Source organism: Balneatrix alpica DSM 16621 (assembly GCF_000619885.1).
In the GTDB taxonomy this organism is placed as follows: domain Bacteria; phylum Pseudomonadota; class Gammaproteobacteria; order Pseudomonadales; family Balneatricaceae; genus Balneatrix; species Balneatrix alpica.
Genome location: NZ_KK211039.1, coordinates 635,383 through 658,372, shown reverse-complemented (window position 1 = coordinate 658,372; position 22,990 = coordinate 635,383). Strand labels below are relative to the sequence as shown.

At 52.2% G+C, this 22,990-nt stretch carries 24 protein-coding genes; 13 read left to right on the top strand and 11 right to left on the bottom strand.

Features of this window, described 5'->3' with window-relative positions; translation table 11 throughout:
- The first annotated feature begins 73 nt into the window (after nt 1-73).
- From nrdB to Q334_RS0112460, 3 genes are read left to right on the top strand one after another with little or no spacing between them, the layout of a single operon-like run.
- Nucleotides 74-1,204, top strand: a complete 1,131-nt coding sequence (gene nrdB / locus Q334_RS0112470) for a class Ia ribonucleoside-diphosphate reductase subunit beta (RefSeq protein WP_027313503.1) — start codon at nt 74-76, stop codon at nt 1,202-1,204.
- Nucleotides 1,188-1,472 (top strand): class I ribonucleotide reductase maintenance protein YfaE, encoded by a 285-nt coding sequence (yfaE, locus tag Q334_RS0112465; RefSeq protein WP_081414442.1) that lies wholly within the window; start codon nt 1,188-1,190, stop codon nt 1,470-1,472. The genes nrdB and yfaE overlap by 17 nt, the downstream gene beginning before the upstream one ends.
- Before the next feature lie 30 nt (nt 1,473-1,502).
- Nucleotides 1,503-1,916, top strand: coding sequence for a hypothetical protein (locus Q334_RS0112460; RefSeq protein ID WP_027313501.1), 414 nt, complete (start codon nt 1,503-1,505; stop codon nt 1,914-1,916).
- A gap of 75 nt (nt 1,917-1,991) precedes the next feature.
- On the opposite strand, the gene Q334_RS0112455 is transcribed toward Q334_RS0112460, so the two are convergent.
- Complete coding sequence (locus tag Q334_RS0112455) at nt 1,992-3,341, bottom strand: class II 3-deoxy-7-phosphoheptulonate synthase (protein WP_027313500.1); 1,350 nt, start codon at nt 3,339-3,341, stop codon at nt 1,992-1,994.
- 347 nt (nt 3,342-3,688) lie between these two features.
- On the opposite strand from Q334_RS0112455, the gene Q334_RS0112450 reads away from it, so the two are divergent.
- The gene (locus Q334_RS0112450; RefSeq protein WP_027313499.1) at nt 3,689-4,420 is read left to right on the top strand and encodes a response regulator; all 732 of its coding nucleotides are present in this window, start codon (nt 3,689-3,691) and stop codon (nt 4,418-4,420) included.
- Nucleotides 4,421-4,439: 19 nt separating this feature from the next.
- Entirely contained in the window at nt 4,440-4,898 is a 459-nt protein-coding gene (locus Q334_RS0112445; RefSeq protein ID WP_155888992.1) for a hypothetical protein, read from the top strand.
- Between the two features lie 38 nt (nt 4,899-4,936).
- Here Q334_RS0112445 and Q334_RS0112440 read toward each other — a convergent pair whose 3' ends face one another.
- The 3 genes from Q334_RS0112440 to Q334_RS0112430 all read right to left on the bottom strand — a co-directional run bounded on the left by Q334_RS0112440 (nt 4,937) and on the right by Q334_RS0112430 (nt 8,150).
- Nucleotides 4,937-5,869, bottom strand: coding sequence for a LysR family transcriptional regulator (locus tag Q334_RS0112440; RefSeq protein ID WP_027313497.1), 933 nt, complete (start codon nt 5,867-5,869; stop codon nt 4,937-4,939).
- Between the two features lie 104 nt (nt 5,870-5,973).
- A complete protein-coding gene (argF, locus tag Q334_RS0112435; protein ID WP_027313496.1) occupies nt 5,974-6,876 on the bottom strand; it encodes an ornithine carbamoyltransferase in 903 nt (300 codons plus the stop codon).
- A 95-nt stretch (nt 6,877-6,971) separates the two neighbouring features.
- On the bottom strand, nt 6,972-8,150 hold the full coding sequence (locus tag Q334_RS0112430) for an aminotransferase class III-fold pyridoxal phosphate-dependent enzyme (protein ID WP_027313495.1): 1,179 nt from the start codon (nt 8,148-8,150) through the stop codon (nt 6,972-6,974).
- 219 nt (nt 8,151-8,369) lie between these two features.
- On the opposite strand from Q334_RS0112430, the gene grxD reads away from it, so the two are divergent.
- Complete coding sequence (gene grxD, locus Q334_RS0112425; RefSeq protein WP_027313494.1) at nt 8,370-8,696, top strand: Grx4 family monothiol glutaredoxin; 327 nt, start codon at nt 8,370-8,372, stop codon at nt 8,694-8,696.
- Between the two features lie 61 nt (nt 8,697-8,757).
- Nucleotides 8,758-9,360: a peroxiredoxin gene (locus Q334_RS0112420; RefSeq protein ID WP_027313493.1), complete on the top strand. Its 603-nt coding sequence runs from the start codon at nt 8,758-8,760 to the stop codon at nt 9,358-9,360.
- A gap of 100 nt (nt 9,361-9,460) precedes the next feature.
- Here Q334_RS0112420 and astA read toward each other — a convergent pair whose 3' ends face one another.
- Nucleotides 9,461-10,510 (bottom strand): arginine N-succinyltransferase, encoded by a 1,050-nt coding sequence (gene astA, locus Q334_RS0112415; RefSeq protein WP_027313492.1) that lies wholly within the window; start codon nt 10,508-10,510, stop codon nt 9,461-9,463.
- A gap of 207 nt (nt 10,511-10,717) precedes the next feature.
- Between astA and can the strand changes: the two genes are divergently transcribed.
- Nucleotides 10,718-11,377, top strand: coding sequence for a carbonate dehydratase (gene can / locus Q334_RS0112410; RefSeq protein ID WP_245593684.1), 660 nt, complete (start codon nt 10,718-10,720; stop codon nt 11,375-11,377).
- Between the two features lie 42 nt (nt 11,378-11,419).
- Entirely contained in the window at nt 11,420-12,037 is a 618-nt protein-coding gene (locus Q334_RS19045) for an HAD family hydrolase (RefSeq protein ID WP_051527768.1), read from the top strand.
- Here Q334_RS19045 and phrB read toward each other — a convergent pair.
- Nucleotides 12,030-13,424, bottom strand: a complete 1,395-nt coding sequence (gene phrB / locus Q334_RS0112400) for a deoxyribodipyrimidine photo-lyase (RefSeq protein WP_027313490.1) — start codon at nt 13,422-13,424, stop codon at nt 12,030-12,032. The genes Q334_RS19045 and phrB overlap by 8 nt on opposite strands.
- 1 nt (nt 13,425) lies before the next feature.
- Complete coding sequence (locus tag Q334_RS19040) at nt 13,426-14,328, bottom strand: MerR family transcriptional regulator (protein WP_035461403.1); 903 nt, start codon at nt 14,326-14,328, stop codon at nt 13,426-13,428.
- Nucleotides 14,329-14,505: 177 nt separating this feature from the next.
- On the opposite strand from Q334_RS19040, the gene hemH reads away from it, so the two are divergent.
- A complete protein-coding gene (gene hemH / locus Q334_RS0112390; protein ID WP_027313489.1) occupies nt 14,506-15,513 on the top strand; it encodes a ferrochelatase in 1,008 nt (335 codons plus the stop codon).
- A gap of 55 nt (nt 15,514-15,568) precedes the next feature.
- On the opposite strand, the gene folX is transcribed toward hemH, so the two are convergent.
- Genes folX through Q334_RS0112375 form a run of 3 tightly spaced genes read right to left on the bottom strand, consistent with a single transcriptional unit; the run spans nt 15,569 to nt 17,543 of the window.
- Nucleotides 15,569-15,952: a dihydroneopterin triphosphate 2'-epimerase gene (gene folX, locus Q334_RS0112385; RefSeq protein WP_027313488.1), complete on the bottom strand. Its 384-nt coding sequence runs from the start codon at nt 15,950-15,952 to the stop codon at nt 15,569-15,571.
- Nucleotides 15,953-15,954: 2 nt separating this feature from the next.
- On the bottom strand, nt 15,955-16,512 hold the full coding sequence (folE, locus tag Q334_RS0112380) for a GTP cyclohydrolase I FolE (protein ID WP_027313487.1): 558 nt from the start codon (nt 16,510-16,512) through the stop codon (nt 15,955-15,957).
- A gap of 56 nt (nt 16,513-16,568) precedes the next feature.
- Nucleotides 16,569-17,543, bottom strand: coding sequence for a YbgA family protein (locus Q334_RS0112375; RefSeq protein WP_027313486.1), 975 nt, complete (start codon nt 17,541-17,543; stop codon nt 16,569-16,571).
- Nucleotides 17,544-17,753: 210 nt separating this feature from the next.
- On the opposite strand from Q334_RS0112375, the gene Q334_RS0112370 reads away from it, so the two are divergent.
- From Q334_RS0112370 to folM, 3 genes are read left to right on the top strand one after another with little or no spacing between them, the layout of a single operon-like run.
- Nucleotides 17,754-18,662, top strand: a complete 909-nt coding sequence (locus tag Q334_RS0112370; protein ID WP_027313485.1) for a TIGR01777 family oxidoreductase — start codon at nt 17,754-17,756, stop codon at nt 18,660-18,662.
- A gap of 32 nt (nt 18,663-18,694) precedes the next feature.
- Complete coding sequence (locus tag Q334_RS19035) at nt 18,695-19,726, top strand: NAD(P)/FAD-dependent oxidoreductase (RefSeq protein WP_051527767.1); 1,032 nt, start codon at nt 18,695-18,697, stop codon at nt 19,724-19,726.
- On the top strand, nt 19,726-20,436 hold the full coding sequence (gene folM, locus Q334_RS0112360; RefSeq protein WP_027313484.1) for a dihydromonapterin reductase: 711 nt from the start codon (nt 19,726-19,728) through the stop codon (nt 20,434-20,436). The genes Q334_RS19035 and folM overlap by 1 nt, the downstream gene beginning before the upstream one ends.
- Before the next feature lie 67 nt (nt 20,437-20,503).
- Here the strand turns inward: folM and lon are convergent, their stop codons facing one another.
- Complete coding sequence (gene lon, locus Q334_RS0112355) at nt 20,504-22,915, bottom strand: endopeptidase La (protein ID WP_035461400.1); 2,412 nt, start codon at nt 22,913-22,915, stop codon at nt 20,504-20,506.
- Nucleotides 22,916-22,990: the final 75 nt, after the last annotated feature.

Here is a 22,990-nt window from a genome sequence, read left to right as displayed (position 1 = left end):
TCAGGCCGCTGCATGACTGTTTGAAAGTGACAGCTTAGCGCCTGTCACTGCGTGTGGAGATGCAAAAAGCACTATGGCTTATTCAACCTTTAACCCCAATCAATACGATCACTTAAAGCAGCCGATGTTCTTTGGTGAGAACGTCAACGTGGCGCGCTACGACCAGCAGAAGCACCCGATTTTTGAGCGCTTGATTGAAAAGCAGCTGTCTTTCTTCTGGCGTCCTGAAGAAGTGGATCTGTCTTCGGATCGTTCGGATTTTGCTGAGCTGCCTGCCCATGAACAGCATATTTTTTTAAGTAATCTGAAATATCAAACTCTGCTGGACTCGGTGCAGGGGCGTTCGCCTAATGTGGCCTTTCTGCCGGTGGTTTCCCTGCCTGAGTTGGAGACCTGGTTAGAAACTTGGTCATTCAGTGAGACTATCCATAGCCGTAGTTACACCCACATCATTCGTAATATCGTCACCGACCCCGCTAAGGTGTTTGACGACATTATCGTCAATACCGAGATTACCAAGCGAGCGGTGTCGGTGACCAAGTACTACGATGACTTTATCGAATACTCCAGCCTTTACGTGCAGTTTGGTGCCGGTAGTCACGAGATAAATGGGCGTAAGGTTGAGGTCAACATGCGTGACTTGAAACGCAAGTTATACCTCACGCTGGCCTCAGTGAATGTGCTGGAGGCGATTCGCTTCTATGTCAGCTTTGCCTGCTCTTTTGCTTTTGCTGAGCGCGCTCTAATGGAGGGCAATGCCAAAATCATCAAGTTCATTGCTCGGGATGAGGCGCTACATCTGTCCGGTACTCAACAGATGCTGAATATCATGGCGTCCGGAGGGGATGATCCGGAAATGGTGGAAGTTGCCAAAGAGTGCCGCGAGGAAGTCGTGCGTATCTTTAGTGAAGCGGCAGAGCAAGAAAAACAGTGGGCCCATTATCTATTTAAAGATGGTTCCATGATTGGTTTGAATGCCACTATTTTGTGTCAGTACGTTGAGTACATCACTAATGTACGAATGCGTGCATTGGGGCTGGAGCCGTTATTCCAGGTGAGCTCCAATCCTTTGCCTTGGATGAATGCTTGGTTGGTTAGTGACAACGTACAGGTGGCACCCCAGGAGTCGGAGATCAGCTCTTATCTAGTGGGGGCGATTGACAGCAGCGTGGACTCGTCTGATTTCGATGACTTCGACCTTTGATCCGGCTGCCGCCAAGCTCAGAGTGTGGGTACAGGGGCGTCATGAGTTTCATTACAGTGGCGCCCCGACCTTATTGGATGCGCTAGAGCAGCAACAATTACCAGTACGTTATAACTGTCGTGGTGGCTACTGTGGTTGTTGTCGGGTGCGGTTGCAACAGGGGCAGGTGCGTTGGTTACAAGAAAGCCTGGTTGAGTTGGCGGAGAATGAAATTCTCAGTTGCTGTTGTGTACCCCTGGGGCCGATTAAAATCGAGTTGCCAGAGTAGCAGTCAGGCTAGAGGAGGGCGGTTCGCTCCATGCGTATGGAAATATTCTGGATTCTAGCAGCGCTAATCATTGGCTTGGGGGTATGGCATGGGCTGAATACCCGTCAGCAGGTGGCTAAGCTGGAACTAGAGGGTTTTCAGGTAGATGAGCGTTTGTTGAGCTCACCCTCTTTGGCGTTGGATGATAGCCAGCAGATGTTGGCTGTGGTTTATGCGGATCGAGCCGAACGCTATCCCTATAGCAGTATTCGGGGTTGGCGTACCCATGTTCGCGAGCGTAAGCGTAATGAAGAAACCAGCTATCGTTGGCAGTTGGATGTCTTTTGGCAAGACTCACAACGGACATTAAGCATTACCACGGATAAAGAAGTGGAGTGGCAGCGTTGGGCGGGTGTATTGCGGCAGCGTTGGCCAGAGGAGCCTGCGACACAATCACCTTGGTGATTGCTAAAGACGTTGCAGATGACGTAAAAACGGCGCTTTGAGCGCCGTTTTTGTGAGTGTTCACCAGAGGAGTGGTTAACGCCGTGCCTCTTTCAGGCTTTCCGAAATTAGGAATGCCAACTCTAAGGCCTGGTCAGCGTTAAGGCGCGGGTCGCAGAAGGTATGGTAACGATCCCCCAGTTGCTGCTCAGTGATCTGGTAGGCACCGCCAATACACTCAGTGACGTTTTTCCCTGTCATTTCAAAGTGTACGCCGCCTGCATAGGTGCCTTCCGCTTTATGAATTTGGAAGAAGGCTTTGACCTCCTGCAGAATGCGCTCTACCGCGCGGGTTTTAAAGCCGCTACTGGCTTTGACGGTGTTGCCGTGCATAGGGTCGGAAGACCAGAGCACTTTGCGCCCTTCGCGTTTGATTGCTTGCAACAGGCCAGGTAAGTGGTCGGCAACCTTGTCTGCCCCCATGCGGACGATCACATTGATGCGTCCTGCTTCGTTATCAGGGTTCAGGATGTCTAACAGGCGCAAGAGCTCGTTCGGGTCTGTGCTGGGGCCGGCCTTGATACCGATAGGGTTATGTACGCCCCGTAAAAATTCGACATGGGCGCCATCAGGCTGGCGAGTGCGGTCGCCAATCCAGAGCATATGGGCAGAGCAGTCGTACCAGTTGCCGGTCAGGCTATCCTGGCGGGTAAGAGCCTCCTCATAGGGCAGTAGTAGGGCCTCATGCGAAGTATAGAAAGCGGTTTCTTTCAGCTGGGGTACGGAGGAAACCTCCAAACCGCAGGCTGCCATAAAGGCTAGGGTTTCGTCGATACGATTAGCCAGATGCTGGTAACGCTCACCCAAAGGGCTTTGCTCAACGAAGTTGAGATTCCACTGATGGACTTTGTGCAGATCTGCTAAGCCCCCCGTGGCAAAAGCGCGCACGAGGTTAAGGGTGGCTGCAGACTGATGGTAGGCCATCAGCATCCGCTCTGGATCGGGGGTGCGTGACTCGGCGGTAAAGTCGTTACCGTTAATAATGTCTCCCCGATAGCTGGGCAGTTCAATGCCATCCAGTACTTCTGTGTCAGCTGAACGTGGCTTGGCAAATTGTCCAGCCATGCGACCAACTTTGACGACTGGGCAGCCGCCAGCAAAGGTAAGCACTACTGCCATTTGCAGGAGTACCTTAAAGGTGTCACGAATATTGTTGGCGCTAAACTCAGCAAAGCTTTCGGCGCAGTCACCTCCTTGTAAAAGGAAGGCTTTACCTTCAGTCACCAAACTAAACTGACGACGTAGTTCACGAGCTTCACCGGCAAAAACTAGCGGCGGATATTTGGCTAGCTGGGTTTCTGCCTGGTTAAGTTTTGCGCTATCGGGATAGGTTGGTACTTGACGGATTGGGCAATTACGCCAGCTGCTGGGCGTCCAAGGTTTCATGGGGGTTCCTTAACTGCGTCCCTTAATAAATAGGAGTAAGGGGGCAATATACGCACACTCGGGCGTCAGCGGCAAGGTTATTTTTAACTCTGGTCTTGCCATGGTGAGCTTTAGGCTATAGTTGTTGGCAGACGCCTAATCTTTCACTTTGTTTTGCTGCTAACGCTCTAAATTGCTTTGGTATCTTTTTGTGAATAGGGCGGCTTTGGTTATAATGGCCAACTTTGGGGCTAAGCCTCATCAGTTAGATGTTAGATATTGGAGCAGCGACCCTGAGCCGGCTTTGTCCGGTAGTGGATTTAGGCTCGCCTTACTTTCGACCGACTTGCTGGACAGCACGGATACAAATGGAAGCGCAAGATAGTCATGTATTAATCGTCGAAGACGATGAACGCTTAGCGACACTCACCAAAGAGTATCTGGAAAATAATGGGCTGCGTGTCACTCTGGAATCTAACGGGGCTAAAGCGATTGAGCTGATCAAAAAACATAGCCCTGATTTGGTGGTATTAGATTTAATGCTGCCAGGCGAAGATGGACTGAGCGTGTGTCGACAAGTTCGTCCTTTCTTCAAAAATCCGATTCTGATGTTAACGGCCCGTAATGACGACCTTGACCAGGTGTTGGGGTTGGAGATGGGGGCGGATGACTATGTCACCAAGCCTGTGCGGCCACGAGTGCTACTGGCGCGTATTAAAGCATTGTTGCGTCGAGTGCAGGTGGTGAAGGAAGTCGTGGCCCAGGCCAGTGCTCCTATTACGGTCACAGAGTCGACTCGATTCGAGTTTGGCGATTTGGCGTTGGACAGTGGTAAGCGTGAAGCCTGGTTAAATGGTGAGAGTGTTGATCTCACTAGTGCAGAGTTTGACTTACTTTGGTTGTTGGCCAGTAATGCCGGTCGCGTGTTAACCCGTGAAGAGATTTTCTCATCGTTGCGTGGCATCGCCTATGATGGCCAGGACCGTTCAATTGATGTACGCATTTCCCGTATTCGTCCCAAGATTGGTGATGATCCTATTCATCCTCGCCGGATTAAAACAGTTCGCAGCCGGGGATACCTCTTCGTCAAGGACGCGTAACAAAAGCGATGTACCTAAGGTGATGACGCTTCGACGCTTCTGGCTAGCAGTGGCGCTTACACTGCTGGCCTTGCCTGGCTGGGCGCAACAGGAAACCCGTGCAAAGGTATTTGGGGTTTACCTGGACGAAGTGGATCGCGACCAGATTTACCAAGTCATTACTCAGGCGGGTGGAGAACGGCTCTATCGTCGCACGGGTTCGGATGTATATTCATTGCAAGCGGTGTTGCCTGAGGCGGTAAATTGCCGGGTTGTGTTTGATGGAGAGGAGCAGGTGGTTGAGGTTATTTTTAACTTTAATCCCCACTCTCTGAGTAAGGAACAATTGCTGCAGCTGGTCACTGAACGCTATGGGCCAGCACAGCAGGAAGATAAGCAGCCTCATCAACATATCTTCCTATGGCAATTGGAAGGATCGGGAATTCGTCTACGTTATGACCCGATCTCGACTTCGGAATTACAATACTATCGACGCTAGCTAAACCTCTCTAGTTAAAGCTGTTGTCTATGTGAACTTTAACCTGCTTTGAGAGCGTCAGGGCTCCGAATGCCTTGCAGCGTTTGGAATGACATATCCTGCGCAGTACGAATAAAGTCCTGAATATACTCCGCATCTTTTTGCTCTTCCCGTACGGCAGCATACAGGGTTGACCATACACCTTTATTGGTGAGTGGTCGGGCCACGACATAGTCTCGTTCCAGGTACTCCGTTAATGCCCAGTTAGGAAGAGCGCAGACTCCCCTGCCACTGGCAACCAGCTGAATCATCATAATAGTGAGTTCAGCGTAACGAACTGCGGCAGGCTCTTCCCCTGCAGGGTCGAGAAAGCGGGTAAATACATCGAGTCGATCATGATCGATCGGGTAACAAATCAGGGTTTCCTGGACTAGATCACTGGCTTCAATATAGTTTTTCTTAGCCAGCGGATGACGTTTGGCCAGGGCGAGTAGAGCCTCATAGCTAAAAAGAGGGATGTAGCTCAGGGTAGGAATATCCATCGGATCAGAGGTGATCACCAGATCTAGCTCTCCGCGTGCTAGTGCCGGCAATGGGGCAAAATTAAAGCCGCTCACCAGGTCCATTTCTACTTCTGGCCAACTGTCGCGGTATTGATTGATAGTGGGCATCAACCACTGGAAGCAGCTGTGGCATTCAATCGCAATATTGAGACGGCCAGTTTCGCCACCGGCTAAACGGGCAATATCACGCTCGGCGCTACGCACCATCGGCAGGATATCATCCGCTAAGCTGAGCAAGCGCTGCCCTGCGCTGGTAAAGACAACGGGCTTTGTTTTGCGGATAAAAAGCGAACAATCAAGACGATCTTCCAGGTCTTTGATTTGGTGTGAGAGGGCGGACTGGGTGAGGTGGACGCGCTCAGCGGCTTCCACCAAACTTCCGGTTTCTCTTAGTGCAATCAGGGTGCGGAGGTGGCGCAGTTCAATCATACGTCGGATTCACACTGGCGGGCCTGAGTTTGTTATCGGTGATTTTAGCGGCGATGTCAAAAACGGCCAGAGAGTGATAAGGGGCGTTGCAGCGCCCCTTGATACTAGCGTAGCAAAAACTCTAGCAGCGCTTTTTGGGCATGAAGACGGTTTTCTGCTTCGATAAAGGCAACGCTGCGCGGGTCGTCCAACATATCCATGCTGATTTCTTCTCCTCGGTGAGCAGGGAGACAGTGCATGAAGATGGCCTCTTTGGCGGCGTGATCCATGAGTGCAGGGGAGACCTGGTAGCTGGCAAAGGCGCGCATACGTTTTTGTGCTTCTTCTTCCTGGCCCATGGAAGCCCAGACGTCAGTAGCAACCAAATGGCTGCCCTTGACGGCTTCCACTGGATCACGGATAACCTGGGCTCGCCCCTGACTTTCTTCGAGTAAGGCCGCCGGAGGCTCGTAGCCTTCTGGACAAGCGATGTGTAATTCAAAATCAAACAGTTGGGCTGCTTTGATATAAGAGTTGCACATGTTGTTACCATCACCTACCCAGCACACACGCTTGCCTTGGATATCGCCACGGACTTCAAAGAAGGTTTGCATATCAGCGAGTAGTTGGCAGGGGTGATAGTCGTCGGTCAGACCATTAATCACAGGAACACTAGAGAAGGCGGCAAAGCGCTCTACCATTTGATGATCGAAAGTACGGATCATCACCGCATCTACCATGCTGGAAAGAACCCGTGCGGTATCCTCAACCGGTTCGCCGCGGCCCAGTTGGGTATCCCGGGGGGATAAGAAAATCGCGCTACCTCCAAACTGTGCCATGCCAGCCTCAAAGGAGACACGGGTGCGGGTAGAGGATTTTTCAAAAATCATACCGAGCACGCGATTCTTCAGGGGTTCGTATACTTCACGACGTCGGTGCATAGCCTTCAGTTCCAGCGCACGCTGAATCAATTGACGTAATTCGTGAGTAGACAAATCCGTTAAGGTTAGAAAGTGGCGTGTGCTCATGATCTCTCTTCACGGTCTAGCAGCCGTCAACAATAAAAGCGCACCGCCCAAGCGGTGGGTGACGGCGAAAGGTATAAGTTGGTTACAGGCGCGACTTATTCAGGATCGTCGGCATGAAAGACTCGGATGAGTCGGGTGACACTGGTCACCATTAATTCGGCATCCTGGTCTGACAGGGTCAGGGGGGGTAACAGCCGAACCGTATTTTTCTCACGGCCTACAACATTTAGCAAGACCCCTTTTGCCTGAGCGAAGAGCATCAGAGGTTCGCAGGGTTCCTCCAACTCAATGGCGAGCATCAGGCCTTGGTGGCGAATCTGTCGCACATATTCTTGTTGACCAAGCTTGTTTTGCAGGTGAGTGGCGAGATACTGGGCTAGCGTTTTGCTCCGTTCAAGAAGGTTCTCAGCCTCAATTAAGTGCAGGGTGCACAGTGCGGCGGCACAGGCTAGCGGGTTGCCTCCAAAGGTGGAGCCGTGATCGCCACGCTGTAAAATGTCACCTGCAGTACCTCTGGCTAAGCAAAGGCCAATCGGTAAGCCACTGGCTAAGCCATTGGCGCCGGTAACGACATCAGGCTGAATGCCGCATTGCTGGTAGTAAAACAGGCTGCCGCTACGGGCAAAGCTCTGCACTTCGTCTAATACCAGTAACCATTCATGCCGGTCACAGATTCTCCGTAATCCTTGCAAGTAGCTGGCATCGGCAATCTGTACGCCGGCCTCACTTTGAATGGCTTCGCTGATGACAGCGACAATGTCCGGATGCTGTCGGGCAGCTTCTTCAATGGCATCAAGGTTGTTAAAGGGAACACGGATAAAGGTGTCGCGAAGGGGGCCAGAAAAATGCAGATCAGAAGCATTCAGAGTGCCTAGCGTACGGCCGTGAAAGGCATTGCTCATCACCAGGATGCGCGGATGGGCAATACTCCGTTGTTCTGCGTATTGCCGAATGATGCGTAGGGCAGCCTCGTTCGCTTCCACCCCAGAGTTAGTAAAGAACAGGCGCTCCATCTGTGCAGCCTGGGTGAGCTGTTGGGCGAGTTGCAGTTGTACGCTTTGATAAAAAGCATTGGGAGCAAAAATTAACTGCTCCGTCTGGGCTTGAATAGCTTCAACGATCATTGGGTGGCAGTGACCCAAAAGTGTGGCACCCTGATTGCCATGTGCATCCAGGTAGGCGTGGCCTCGGTTGTCATACAACCAAATGCCCTGTCCACGGCTAATGGCAAGGGGCAGGCGATTGTAGGTTTTCATAAACACCGAGTGGGACATGACAACTCCTTGAAGCGATGGGCAAAACTGCTGCAAGTATAGAAAGCTTGTAACTCTTTGCTAGCTGGCTCTTGTAAAACCTTGGTCGCGTCCTAATATCTGCCTCATTGTGGAGTAGGGCAGTGGTGCTGGCAAAATTGGTCATATGCCTGACTGTGATACTCGGAATTGCTATACTGGCCTCACTTTTTTGTGAGTCTGACAAAGAGAGCCGTGGTTATGGATATTGTTGAAGTCATCAAACAACAGATTGCTGAGAACACCATTCTGCTTTACATGAAGGGTACTCCTCAGTTTCCCCAGTGCGGCTTCTCCTCCCGTGCGGTTGAGGCCGTGATGTCCTGCGGACAAAAGTTTGCTTATGTGAATATTCTGGAGCATCCGGAAATTCGTGCGGAGCTACCGAAATATGCTAACTGGCCGACTTTCCCACAGTTGTGGGTGAAGGGTGAGTTGGTTGGTGGTTGCGATATCGTCACAGAGATGGCGCAAACTGGTGAGTTGAAGACTCTGTTAGATGCAGCCGCTGGCGAAGCTAACAGTTAACACAAGGTGTTCTGCCATTTGGCAGGGCCAATATTAGAGCTAAGACGGAGAAGAGTGACCCATGAGCGTACTCGTTGGCAAGCAAGCCCCTGACTTTACTGCTGCCGCTGTGCTGGCTGATGGCCAGATTGTTGACAGCTACAACCTGAAAGAAGCGATCAAAGGTAAATACGGTCTGGTGTTCTTCTATCCGCTGGACTTTACCTTTGTTTGCCCTTCTGAGCTGATTGCGCTGGATCACCGTGTTGACGCTTTCAAAGAGCGCAATGTAGAAGTGATTGGCGTATCCATCGATTCTCAGTTTACTCACAATGCCTGGCGTAATACCTCCGTTAATGCAGGGGGTATCGGTGCAGTGAAGTACACTCTGGTAGCCGACGTGAAGCACGAAATCTGCAAAGCCTATGACGTTGAGGCTGAGGGTGGTGTGGCTTTCCGTGGCGCCTTCCTGATCGATAAAGAAGGCGTAGTACGTGCTCAGATCGTTAACGACCTGCCCCTGGGCCGTAACATTGATGAGCTGGTGCGTTTGGTTGATGCGCTGCAATTCCACGAAGAGCATGGCGAAGTTTGCCCTGCTGGTTGGAAGAAAGGCGACAAAGGTATGCAGGCTAACCCCGAGGGCGTAGCTCAGTACCTGGCTGGTAATGCTGACAAGCTGTAAGTTGGAAGTGACTCACTGCTGAGTCAGTGCCAAGAAAACGCCCTCATCTGAGGGCGTTTTTGCATGATGTTAACGGTGGCTGGAAGCGGGATTATCCTGGTTAGAGGCGATACCGTTCACGGTAATAACCATCGACGGCCACAATGCGGGCGCTATCACCATCCTGTAGCTGCAGAGTTTCTGCCAGCTTGGGACTGATGATGACTCGGTCATGCTCAATCACCTGAATGGTATCGATGCCACAGCGATAGTCTTTCAGCTGACGATTAGAGATCAGGTGAGGCTCGCCTAGTTTTTCATCTACTTTGCCGACCTTAACCACTTTCAGGCGGCTATTGCGGATAGAGTTGATCTGGCTCAGCTCTGCTTCCACAGTAGGGCCACCATCGAAGATATCGATATAGCCAACATGTTTGAAGCCTTCTTTCTCCAGCAGGCGCAGAGCTGGTGCTGTTTTCGGGTGCACCTGGCTAATGGCTGCTTTAGCTTCAGGTGAAAGCAGATTCACATAGAGTGGATATTTGGGCATGAGTTCGGCGATAAAGACTTTATTGCCCATGCCAACCATGTAGTCTGCTCGGGCAAAGTCCATCTTGAAGAAGTGCTCACCCAGCCAGCTCCAGAAGGGTGAATTACCCTTCTCATCCGAGTAACCACGCATTTCTGCAATCACACGGCTGCTAAAGCGCTCCGGGAAGTCTGCCAAGAATAAAAAGCGAGATTTAGACAGCAAACGGCCATTGGTGCCTTGGCGATAGGGTTCTTTTAGATAGAGGGTGCATACTTCGGTACTACCGGTGTAATGGTTGCACAGGATCAACACTTCCATTTTGTTATGGATGCTGAGTTCTTGCGAAGCATGTACCACTACGCTGCGGTGGTAATGATAAAAAGGTGCGGAGAGGCCAACACCAGAGCTGATTGCGGTGGTGCCGACAATTTCTCCACTATCGGTATCTTCTAATACGAACAGATAGCTTTCTTCACCGGGCTCATTGATGGCCTTGGCGAAGGATTCCTGCGAGCAGTCGATTTTGTTGTGCAGGATCTCTTCATTGACGGGCAAGGAAGTAAAGCCCACGCCAGACTCCACGGCGATCTCATAGAGTGCCGGATAATCCTCCTGGGTGATGGGGCGTATTACCAGCATAGATAGCGTCCTGTTGTCCTTATAAATATGCAGGGTTGATCTGATCTTATAGGCGTTAGCGCAGGGGTTTGTCTATTGGGGTGGTCGCTTGCTCAGAAATTTACGCCTCAAGGGGGAAAGCGCAAACGCAGCTGATCCGTTGTTGTACTTGAGCTATGCCAATACCTTGGTTAGATTGTGCGGCCTTAGCCAAGGAGAATGTTGAGCGTGTGTGATCATCATCTGTTGCCAGATTTGTTCCAGAGTAACCAGCGTTGGGCTCAGCGGATCAAAGATCAGGACCCTGAGTTTTTCGCTAAGCTGGCACAACAGCAGTCTCCTGAGTATTTGTGGATTGGCTGTGCCGATAGCCGAGTGCCAGCTAATGAAATTGTTGATTTGTTGCCTGGCGAACTCTTTGTACATCGCAATGTGGCCAATGTGGTTAGCCATAATGATTTTAACTGCCACTCGGTGATCCAGTACGCGGTTGAAGTGCTCAAGGTCAAGCATATTATGGTGGTGGGGCACTATGGTTGTGGTGGGGTGCGGGCTGCGCTGGAAGACGCTAGTCATGGCCTGATCGATAATTGGCTACGTAATATTAAGGATGTTTACTTCAAGCATGAGCAGCACTTCAGGCAGCTATCTTCCCAGGATGAGCGAGTCGATTTATTGTGTGAACTGAACGTGATGGAGCAGATGATCAACGTATGCCATACCACCATTGTGCAAAACGCCTGGCGTGCAGGGCAGGAGTTGCATGTTCACGGTTGGATCTATGATATTCAGGATGGCATCTTGAAGGATCTGGGCTTGTGTGTGTCTGCTTTGGATCAAATACCTTCTTATCACGCTCCTTTGCCCGCCCAATTAGGGTGTCGCTAACCCTTGATGGCTTTGCCGATGTTCAGGTGACAGGAGAACCGAGTGCTCCAATTCCGCTACTGGATTTTCGATTTAGATGGCACCTTGATTGATGCCCCTTTGGCGTTTGCGGCTATTCGAGCCGAGCTAGGGGTTCCGCCGGGGGAGGATATTCTCAGTTACCTAGATACGCTACCTGCGGCGGAATCGAGTTTGCGCCATCATCGCTTGAGGGCAATTGAAATGGAGGCCGCCAAGGTCAGCCAGGCCTTAAAGGGGGCAAAAAGTCTGCTGGCTTGGTTGGTGGGGCAAGGTTGCCAACTGGGTATTCTGACTCGCAACCATCAGGAAGCTGCTTGGCACGGACTGCAGCGTTGTGGTTTGGCGGAGTTTTTCCGTCCCGAGGCCGTACTGTGTCGAGAACGGGCACGTCCTAAACCGGATCCCAGCGGGATTCAGCAGCTAGTGCAAAGCTGGCAGGCGCCGACGGAGCAAACTCTGATGGTGGGGGATTATCTCTATGATTTGCAGGCAGGTAGACGGGCAGGGGTGAGTACGGCGCTCATTAATCAAGAGCCGCATTGGCAACCTTGGTGGGATTACTATCAGCCAGGGCTGACTGAGCTGCATCAGCGCCTGCTCAAGCTACAGGCGCATGCTTTGAAGGCTCAGCCTAGCTGAGAGACGCCTTATCTTTAAATGCCGCCAGAACACGATTGCGGGCAAAGGTATGGTCAACCATGGGGGCGGGATAGCTAAGGTTGTGCTGAAATTGCCAGGGGGCATGCAGAGCCTTACCTTGCAGGCTACTCAGTTCAGGAATAAAACGTTTGATGAAATCGCCTTTTGCATCAAAGCGTTGGGACTGACTGACGGGATTGAAAATGCGGAAGTAGGGGGCAGCATCTGTGCCTGTTGATGCGCTCCACTGCCAACCACCATTATTAGCGGCGAGATCGCCATCAACCAGCTTGCTCATAAAGTAGGCCTCCCCTAAGCGCCAGTCCAGCAATAAATGTTTGCTTAAAAACATCGCACTCACCATGCGTAAGCGATTGTGCATCCAGCCGGTTTGATTGAGTTGGCGCATGGCGGCATCGACCAGAGGATAACCGGTCTGCCCCGTTTGCCACCGTTGTAGGTCTTGCTGATGCTGACGCCAAGGCAGGGATTCCGTTTCAACTTTAAAAGCTCTTCCTTTGCTGACGCGGGGAAAGCCAAACAGAACATGCTTGTAAAACTCACGCCAGAGCAATTCATTAATCCAGGTTTCTGCGCCTTTATTGCCATTCAGAGCGGCGGCCAGTGCTGCTTGCAGACATTGACGGGGCGAGAGGATACCGAGGGTTAAATAGGGAGAGAGCACGCTGGTTCCTGCTATGTCAGGAAAGTCCCGTTGGCGGTCATAAGTGAGCAGGGTGCGGTTGGCGAAGCGTTGTAAGCGTTGCCAGGCGGCTACTTCGCCAGCAGGCCATAGATCTGTGCGGTAGTCTGCTTCCTCCTGCCAAGGCAGGACAGGGTCACTGGTACAAGGTGATTGGGGTTGACCCAGTGGTGCGGGTAGGGGGAGTAAGCTGCTGTCTTGTAGAAGTGGCCAGGCCTTGCGTTTAAAGGGGGTAAAGACGCTGTAGTACTCACCCTGTCCCGTGAGCAGGCTGCCGGGGGCAAATAGTACTTGGCTATGATGACCCTGGCAGTGCAGTCCCTGCTCGTGCGCCTGCTGCTGCAATGCCTGTTCACACTGGTGCTCATTCCACTCATAGCTGTGGTTAAAGTGCAGCTGTTGACAGCGATATTGCTGGGCAAGCGTTAGCAGTGCCTGTGGTAGGTGCGCAAAGGATTGGCAGGGTAATAGCCGTAGTGGAATGTTTAAGGTATTCAGTTGTTTTTCCAGCTCAATCAGGCTGCGTCGATACAGATCCTGTTTGATCGGAGCATCGCCGTGTTGTTGCCATTGCTCTGGGGTAATAGCAACAGCAACGATTACCCCCTGCCGAGCGCGGCTAGCGTAATAGAGTGCCGGATTATCCAAGAGGCGCAAATCATTGCGCAGCCAGACCAAATGCATCTTAGTCCTCCTTAGTACGGGATGAAGGCACCAACAGGTTACGAATCAGGCTGAGGTGGGGCAGATAGCAAGTCTGAATAGAAGCACTGCTTAGCTCCAGGGAGGGGTGAGGCTGAATCATCAGCATGCCTAAGGGGAGTTGCGGATAGAGCTGGCGTAAGCGAGTGAAGTGACTCAGATGCTGGGTAGATGGTTGCTCAGCCACGCCAATCAGTGCCTTGGCTTGCAAGCGCTCCAGGGCAATGGGCAGCTCAGCAAAGGGTAGTTGGCCGACAAGGTGGGTGCGGAACCCTTGCTGGCTGGCTTGCCATGCTTGTAAAGTCGCCAACCACGAAGGTCTGGCTTGATCTAACTCGATAATCAGTAATAAAGGCCCTTGGGCCTGTTTGGCACTTTGATAGAGACGTTGCAGGAAAAAACTGTGCAGGCTTTGCAGCAAGAATTGCCATTCCAGTTCGGCACCTAATACCTGTTGCTGAGGATTGGGTTGTAATTGTTGCATCAGTGGGTAGAGCAATTGGTTGACGCAGGTTTCAAGAGGGTACAGCGCAGTCAGCTGCTGCAAGATGGCATCAAACTTATTGCTATTAAGGGTTTTGACCGCGGTTAATAAATGGGTGGCTTGTAGCTCCCACTCGACAGGATGTTGCTCGGGTTGGCTAGGGGGGGCATTGCCATCCAGTAAAGGCTTAACTTGACCAATGCTATAGCCGCGCTCCAGCCAGGCCAGAATCTGGTGTACTCTTGCCACCTCGTTTTCACTGTACAGCCGGTGGCCCTTGGGTGTGCGCTGGGGTTTGATCAGGCCATAGCGGCGTTCCCAGGCCCGTAGCGTAATCGAGTTGACCCCGGTTAAACGGGATACTTCGCGGATAGGAACTAAAGCAGACTCGGTTGTGCTCATAGGATGGTGAGGCCTCAGTGACCTGTGGACGGGGCTTGAACCTGAGCCTAGTCAACGTCTATACAGGTAATAATAATTTTTTATGTATAAGAATATTGGTTTTTAAAGTTGTACATGTCAATATTCTTGTACATATTGTCTGCCTTACGGCAGACTGGCATGAAGTGAGGAAGTGGGATGCCGACCTATCAAGGTATGACTCAGTTTGCCCATGAGCGGGGTGGAAAAACGGTGGTGTTGTTATTAAACCTCGGCACTCCGGATGCTCCAGATACACCCTCCGTACGGCGCTACTTAGCGGAGTTTTTAAGTGATCCTCGGATTGTGGAGATGCCCCGCTGGCTGTGGAAGATTATTCTGCATGGCGTGATTCTACGGATCCGTCCCAGTCGTTCAGCCCATGCTTATCAACAGGTGTGGACGGAGCAGGGTTCGCCATTGCTGACGATTAGCCGACAGCAGCAGCAAGCGTTACAGGCGCGTCTAGGGGAAGGGGTACAGGTAGAGCTGGCCATGCGCTATGGCCAGCCAAGTATGCAGGGCGTGATGGATAAACTGGTACAGCAAGGGGTGGAGCGATTGTTGGTATTACCTTTGTACCCTCAGTATTCAGGCACCACCACGGGATCAACTTTTGATCGGTTAGGGCAGCTTTTGCAGCGCTGGCGTTGGGTGCCGCAGCTGCACTTTATCAATAGTTACCATGACCACCCTCTTTACATAGAGGCTTTGGCAGGCTCAGTAGAAGCCCATGAGCAGGCTGAGGGAAAGCCTGATAAATGGTTGCTGTCTTTCCATGGCACGCCAAAGCGTTACCATCGCCAGGGTGATCCTTACTATTGTTTTTGCCATGTGACAGCTAAGGCTTTGGCGGCCCGAATGGGATGGCAAGAACATCAATATCAACTCTGTTTCCAATCCCGTTTTGGGCGGGAGGAATGGCTTAAACCTTATACCGATGAAACGCTCAAAACCTTGCCAGGACAGGGAGTGAAGCGGGTAGCCACGCTGAGCCCGGGCTTCTCGGCTGACTGCTTGGAAACGTTAGAAGAAATGGCAGTGGAGAACCGTGAGGTGTTCCTCCAGGCGGGAGGGGAGGAGTATCACTATGTGCCGGCACTGAATGACAGCGCTGCCCATATTGATTTGATGGAGGCGTTGCTCCAGCCTTATCTCGCTTCCTGAGCAAATAGCAACTGGCTAACAGAGTGATCTGTTAGCCAGTTTTAAAGAAGGAGGGTTAGTCGCCGCGCTTGGCGTGGAGTTCCATGGAGACGGAGTCGGCAAAACGTAGCGCATGGGGTTTGTCGATCTCTACGCTGGCCTCTTTGACAGCACCATGATTCATCACCAGTTCCAGTACGTCCTGGCAGAGTTTTTCCAGCAAGTGGAAGCGATTTTCTTCTACCAAACTGATAACCGCTTTGGTAATGGTGCGATAGTTCAGGGCGTTGGACATTTCGTCACTACTGGCGGCTTGGCTGGCATCGTAGCGAATCCAGGCATTGATGATCACATCCTGACGGTTGCGAATTTCTTCCTCTTTGATACCGATAAAGGTACGCAGGCGGAGGTTCTTGATGCGAATTGTAGCTGGCTGCAGTTCATAGCCAGGTGTAGCCATGGTTAGTTCCCTCTGATTAATTGCAAAAACTCATTACGGGCGGCTTCACTGGTGCGGAAGGTGCCCAGCATGACAGAGGTGGACATGGAGGAGTTCTGTTTTTCCACCCCGCGCATCATCATACACAGATGCTTGGCTTCAATGCTAACCGCAACCCCTCTGGCACCTGTAACTTCCTGAATGCAATCAGCGATTTGCTTAGTCAAGTTCTCCTGAATCTGTAGGCGACGGGCAAATAGATCGACGATGCGAGCGATTTTTGATAGGCCCAACACCTTGCCGTTAGGGAGGTAGGCTACATGAGCTTGACCGATAAAAGGCAGCAGATGGTGTTCGCACAGGGAGTAGAGCTCAATGTTTTTCACGATCACCATCTCATCGTTATCTGAACTAAAAATGGCTCCGTTGACCACTTCCTCCAGCGATGTCTGATAGCCGCGAGTCAGATATTGCATAGCCTTAGCGGCGCGCTTGGGGGTATCCCGCAAGCCTTCTCGCTGGGGGTCTTCACCTAGTTGCTCAAGAATGGACAAGTAGGTTTGCGTGAGGGCTTCCGCCATCTGTTAATCCTCGTTCAGTTGGGGGAGGTAGGCAGCGGCAACAGTGCTCATGCCTATCAGTACAACCTGTTACGTAAGCCTAGCTGTTGTGGATGAGGTTGCAGGTATTTTTGTTGTAGGACATAGCGTTGTTGACTGCGATGAAAATGATGCCGCAGCAGGCGCATCGGTACCGCCAAAGGGACCTGACCTTGACGATAATCTTCAATGCATTCGAGTAGATCGGCTCTTGAGTTCGCGTCAGTGTGTTTCTTCAAATAGCCAAGCAAATGCTGCATGACATTGACATGACCACTGCGCTCGGCGGGACGAGCCAGGGCATGCATCAGATCACTGAAATATTCATCGGCGTGTTGATCCCACTCAGGGCCTTTTAAGTTGGCCAGACGCTTGCCCAGTTGTTTATAAGCCTCTGGGTTATGTGCCATCAGCAGATACTTATGCCGGCTATGGAAGTCTAACCAGGCAGCTTTGCTCCAGGGGTTAGCTTCATCTCGTGCCTGACGCAGTTGCTGCCACTCGTGATAAATGAATACCCGCATCATGAAGTTGTCACACAGTTGTGGATCCTGTAGACGTCCTTCTTCTTCTACTGGCAGGAGAGGAAAGGCACGCATTAACTCGGCAGCGAAGAGGCCACGCCCGCCGTCTTGATGAGGATGGCCATTGGGTTGATACACCTTCACTCGCTCCATGCCACAGCTGGGGGAGTTTTTCATCAAGATATAACCGCTCAAGCGATTGCCCTGGCGTTGTACATAGTCATGGGAGAACTCTTGCAGCGGCGCGGTTACATCCATAGAAGCATCATTGGAACCCACTGCGCGGGGGGCTTGAGGATCTCCGATCAAGCGTATGGCCTGACGGGGGACTCCCATACCAATTGCGACTTCAGGGCAGGCAGGCAGCCAATCAAAGTGCTCGCTAAGTTGCTCAAGGCAGAAGCGAGATTGCTTATGGCCACCATTGAAGCGGACCTCCTGGCCGAGCAGGCAGGCGCTGATACCAATTAAGGGACGTGAGTTGGACATAAGCGAACCCCTTGTGCAGTGATGGTATGAAAACTGATGCAATTAAGTTGTACAAATAGGTATAGCTTGTATAAGAATTATATGCAAGGGGTTGTGTGCAGGTGAAAGGGCCTAGCTATACTCACAAAGGCGCCTTAGCGTGACAACGACAGGTGTGAGGGTAATGGCTAGCGTCCAGCAAAAAACCTGACCGAAGAAAAGGAGAGAGTGATGCGAGTCCTTATTACGGGTGCAACGGGGTTTTTAGGCTGCGCACTGGTGGCTATGTTGACCCATCAGGGGCATGAATTGGTTGTATGGGTGCGTAATTTACGTCGAGCTCGAGAGATGTTAGGGCATCATGTTCGGGCAGTGGAGCATTTGGCAGAGCTAGACAGCTGGCGCCCTGAGGCCGTGATTAATCTGGCGGGTGAGCCGATATTGGGCCGTCGTTGGAGTGACGGCTACAAACAGCGGCTGCTTAGTAGTCGGGTAGGCTTAACCAGGGAGTTGGTCGCTTGGTTGGCCCAGGGGTTAGCGCCAGCGGTGATGCTCAGTGGTTCTGCCATCGGCTACTATGGTTTACAGCCAGCGACTGTCTATCTGGATGAGTCCAGCCCCGGACGTGAGGGTTTTACCCATAAACTTTGCCAGGAGTGGGAGGAGGCCGCATTGCTCATCCAGGAGCAAGGAACCCGCGTATGTTTATTGCGTACTGGAGTAGTACTCGGCATGGGGGGAGGCGCTCTGGCGCAGATGTTGACCCCTTTTCGTCTGGGCTTAGGTGGGCCTGTGGCAAGCGGACAACAAATGATGTCGTGGATTCATTTGCAGGACTGGTTAGATGCAGTCAATTTTCTGCTCGCTCGTCCAACGTTGTCTGGGCCCTTTAACTTAGTGTCGCCTAACCCTGTAACAAATGCGGAGTTTAGCCAGGCCTTGGCACACAGCCTAAGGCGTCCGGGTTGGATGCGAATGCCTGAGTGGCTATTGCGGCTGTTATTTGCCGAGGGGGCGGAAGTATTGGTACAGGGGCAGCGCGTCTTGCCGGCGCGTTTGCAGCAAGCAGGTTTTAAATTTGCTTATCCTAAGCTGGATCGTGCACTGGGCGCTATTTTAGGGCATCGCAAGTCGGCTTGAAGCAGCGGGTGATCAGTAGGAATCGAGGAATTATGAGCAAGTCTCAGGAAGCATTTGTTGCCCGTTATATCGCAGTGGTGGGGGCAGGATTAGCGGGGGCGGTATTGGCCCATGAGCTGCATCAGGCTGGGCATCGGGTAGAGGTGTTTGAAAAAAGTCGTGGGCCGGGCGGGCGTCTTTCGAGTAAGCGTCATGAGTCAGTTGTCGCGGGCTTAGATATGGGAGCCCCTGCTTTACAGGCTGAAGAGCCCGGATGGTTAGCGCAGTTAGAGCAGTGGCAGCAACAGGGGTGGGTGCAACCTTGGCTGCCACGTCAGGGAAGCTGGCTGGCGGGAGAAGGCGTTCGACTAATTGCTGGCCAGCGTCAATGGGTTGGGGTGCCTAGTATGCATACTCCGGTCAAAGCTCTGCTGGCGGATATTCCTGTGCAGAGAGGGGTACGCATTGAGAAGTTGGAGGCCCACCGTCAGCACATTACTCCAGTGGATGCTGTACGTAGTTATGGTCAATTTGACTTTGTCGCCCTGGCGGTGCCGGCTCCCCAGGCGGAGCCGCTATTGGTACATTCCCCCAGCTTGCTGGAATTTGCCCGTCAGGTGCAGCCTGATCCCTGCTGGGTCAGTGCTATACAACTACAGCAGCCTGGACTGGATTGGCCGCTCGATTGGGTGGATTTACAAGGGCATCCTCAATTAACGCGTGTGGTGCGCCATACCGCTAAACCCGGTCGTCAGCAGGAATCAGAGGTGTGGGTGCTTTATGCCAACCGGCGCTGGAGTCTGGAGCATTTGCAGGCGGATAAAGCCTGGGTGGCCGAGCAAATGGCCCAGGCGTTAGCCGAGTTGGTAGGGCAGTCATTATCCTGGCAGGCATTGCAGAGCCATCGCTGGCTATATGCGCGTCTACAGGCTCAGGGCAGTGTGCCTGCTTTTTTTGATTATCAGCGCCGCATAGCACTCTGTGCGGATTGGTTAGGTGGTACGGGGGCACAGGGGGCTTGGCGCAGTGGTATGGCCTGTGCCCGCTCAATGTTAGCCGCGCTTGGACGCAAGGATGGGGTGTGATGATACAAGGCAATATCCTGATAACAGGCGGTGCTCAGCGAGTGGGATTGGCGTTGGCGCAGGGGTTACAGGCAGAAGGCTATCAGGTATGGATTACCTATCGGCGCCCCCGCCCCGAGTTGGAGCAGTTGCAAGCCTCGGGAATAAGACTGATCCAGGCGGACTTTAATGATATGACACAGGTGGAAGACTGTATTGCGCAGATACAGCAGCAATGCGACTCCTTGCGCGCTTTAATTCACAATGCCTCCAGTTGGGCTGCTGACCAGGGTGATCAGCAAGATATGGCTATTTTTCAGCAGCTTTTTCAGGTGCATATGCAGGCCCCCTACCGTTTGACCCAGGCCTTGGCACCGCTGTTAATGCAGCATCAAGGTTTAAGGGATGTGATTCATCTGACGGATTGGGTCATTCATAAAGGTAGTGATAAGCATGCTATGTATGCGGCAACCAAAGCTGGGTTGGAGAATTTGACCCTGTCGCTGGCAAAACGTTATGCACCAGACATTAAGGTAAATGCCATCGCGCCTGCTTTGATTTGTTTTAATGATGGGGATGATCAGGCATATCGTGTGAAGGCTTTGCAAAAGTCGGCTTTGCAGATTGAACCTGGTACCCAGGTGGTGTTGGACTCGGTACGTTATTTGCTCAATAACACCTACCTGACAGGGGCGAGTTTGCCGCTCAATGGTGGGCGTCATCTGCTTTAAGAGCGAGTAAGGTTAGGTAAAGTAAAGAGTGCAGGCCTCCGCTGCAGGGAGGCCTGGTTGCTTATATTTAGCCCTCGGCAAAGGCGATCGCCGCTACCTGGTCATAGTGACTGGCAAAGTGCACTTCCAGTTTTGCTTTTACATCCTCCGGTAACTCATCGTAGTCCCGCTGGTTAGCCTGAGGCAGGATCAGGGTGGATAATCCCACTCGTTTGGCAGCGATGACCTTTTCGCGAATCCCCCCTACTGGCAAGACTTTACCCGTGAGGGTGAGTTCGCCAGTCATTGCCAAGCCTGCTCGAGGCGCCTGCTGGCGGGCGAGAGACAGCAGTGCTGTGGCCATGGTTATGCCAGCACTGGGCCCGTCTTTGGGGGTTGCCCCTTCCGGTACATGCAGGTGGATAAAGCCTTTGTCGAAGGGCTGGGTGTCGCCGGCATAGTGCTCAATATGGCTACTGATGTAGCTATAGGCGATTTCGGCAGACTCTTTCATCACTTCGCCTAGCTTGCCGGTCAGCTTAAAGCCACGGTTGTGCTGGTGCACTTGGGTGGCTTCAACGGGTAACGTGGCGCCGCCCATCGCCGTCCAAGCCATACCGGTGACAATTCCGACACCTTGCATCACCTCTTCTTGGCGGAAGTAGGGGGCGCCAAGATAGTTAGCCAACTGTTTAGGGCTGATGCTGATTCTGTCTTGTTCGGGGTGCTCCAATAATTGGCGTACGGCTTTACGCAGTATCTTCTGCAGTAGCTTTTCCAGCTGCCGTACCCCGGCTTCTCGCGCATAGCCATCAATTAATTGGCGCAGTGCGGCATCGCTGATGCGTACTTTGCTTTTATCCACGCCGGCCTTTTGTAGCGCCTTAGGCCAGAGATGGCGTTTGGCGATACTGAGCTTTTCTGCCAAGAGGTAGCCTGATAAGCGTATGGTTTCCATGCGGTCCAGCAGCGGGCCGGGAATAGTATCAAGCTGGTTAGCCGTGCAGATAAACAACACCTTGGACAAGTCCAGACGCACATCAAGATAATGATCAAGAAACTCGGCATTTTGCTCGGGATCCAGTACTTCTAATAGTGCAGAAGCTGGATCCCCCTGGAAGGAACTGCCAAGTTTGTCGATTTCATCCAGCATGATGACTGGGTTGGCAACCTGCACTTCTTTCAGGGCCTGAACCAGTTTGCCGGGCATGGCGCCAATATAAGTGCGTCGATGCCCTTTGATTTCGGCTTCATCACGCATCCCACCTAAGCTAAAGCGATAGAAGGGTCGCCCCAGTGCATCCGCCACAGCGCGACCGATCGAGGTTTTACCCACACCTGGAGGGCCGACCAGCAGCATGATGGAGCCCGATACTTCACCTTTCCAGCTACCTAGCGCGAGAAACTCAAGGATGCGTTCCTTGACGTCATCTAACCCGTCATGATGTTGATCGAGTTTGCGTTTAGCACGCTTGAGGTCCAACTTATCTTTACCCAGCCGTCCCCAGGGAACAGCGGTAATCCAGTCAAGATAATTGCGAGTGACGCCGTACTCAGGGGAGCCAGTTTCCAGAATACTGAGTTTTTGCAGCTCCGCCTCGATTTTCTCGGCCACCTGGGGGGGAGGGGTAAGCGGCTTTAAACGTTCACGGAAGCGCTCAATATCGGCGGTGCGATCGTCTTTTTCCAACCCTAGTTCACGCTGTATAACTTTGAGTTGTTCTTTCAAGAAGAACTCACGCTGACGTTGGCTGATTTTGCTGTTGACCTCTTCCCGAATGGAAGATTGGAGCTTCACCATCTCCAACTCTTTGCGCAGCAGTACCAGCACTTTTTCCATTCGTCTAAGCAGAGGTAAAGCCTCTAGGACTTCCTGTAGCTCATCACCCTTGCCGCTGGTGATGGCGGCGGCAAAGTCGGTAAGGGGGACAGGGTCATTAGGGTTAAAGCGATTCAGGTATTGCTTGAGCTCTTCCCCGTATAGAGGGTTATGTGGAATCAACTCCTTAATGGCCTGGATGATCGCCATGGCATAGGCACGTACTTCTTCGGCTTTTTCCTGCCGGGGCTGAGGGTAGTCGACCTCCACTAGGTAAGGTGGTTTGCGGCTGAGCCAGCCGCGAATTTTGAAACGCCGCAGACCCTGGGCGATAAATTGAATATGGCCATCATGATTGTTGAGGTTGTGGACGCGGACTACGCAGCCAATCTCAGCAAAATCTTCCGGCCGTAATTGATCTGGTTCCTGTTCGCCGACAAAGCAGAGCCCCAGCATTTGATGGGGAGAACGCATCACCCGCTGTAGTGTCTCCTCCCAGGGTGACTGGCGTAATTGCAAAGCATGAATCTGGGCAGGAAAAAACGGACGGTTGCTGATGGGAATCAGATGCAGGGTGGTAGGCAGCACCTGCTCGGGCAAAACCAACGCCTGTTTGTGCTCACCTTCATGGCTAAGCACTTCGTGGGGTAGGTCGAGGGAGTCGCGGTCCTCTTGGCTCATAAGTCCATCTCCAGCAAGTCATGTGATTTGCATTAGATGGGTATGCGCAAAAAGAATTAAAGGGGGAGGGGGATG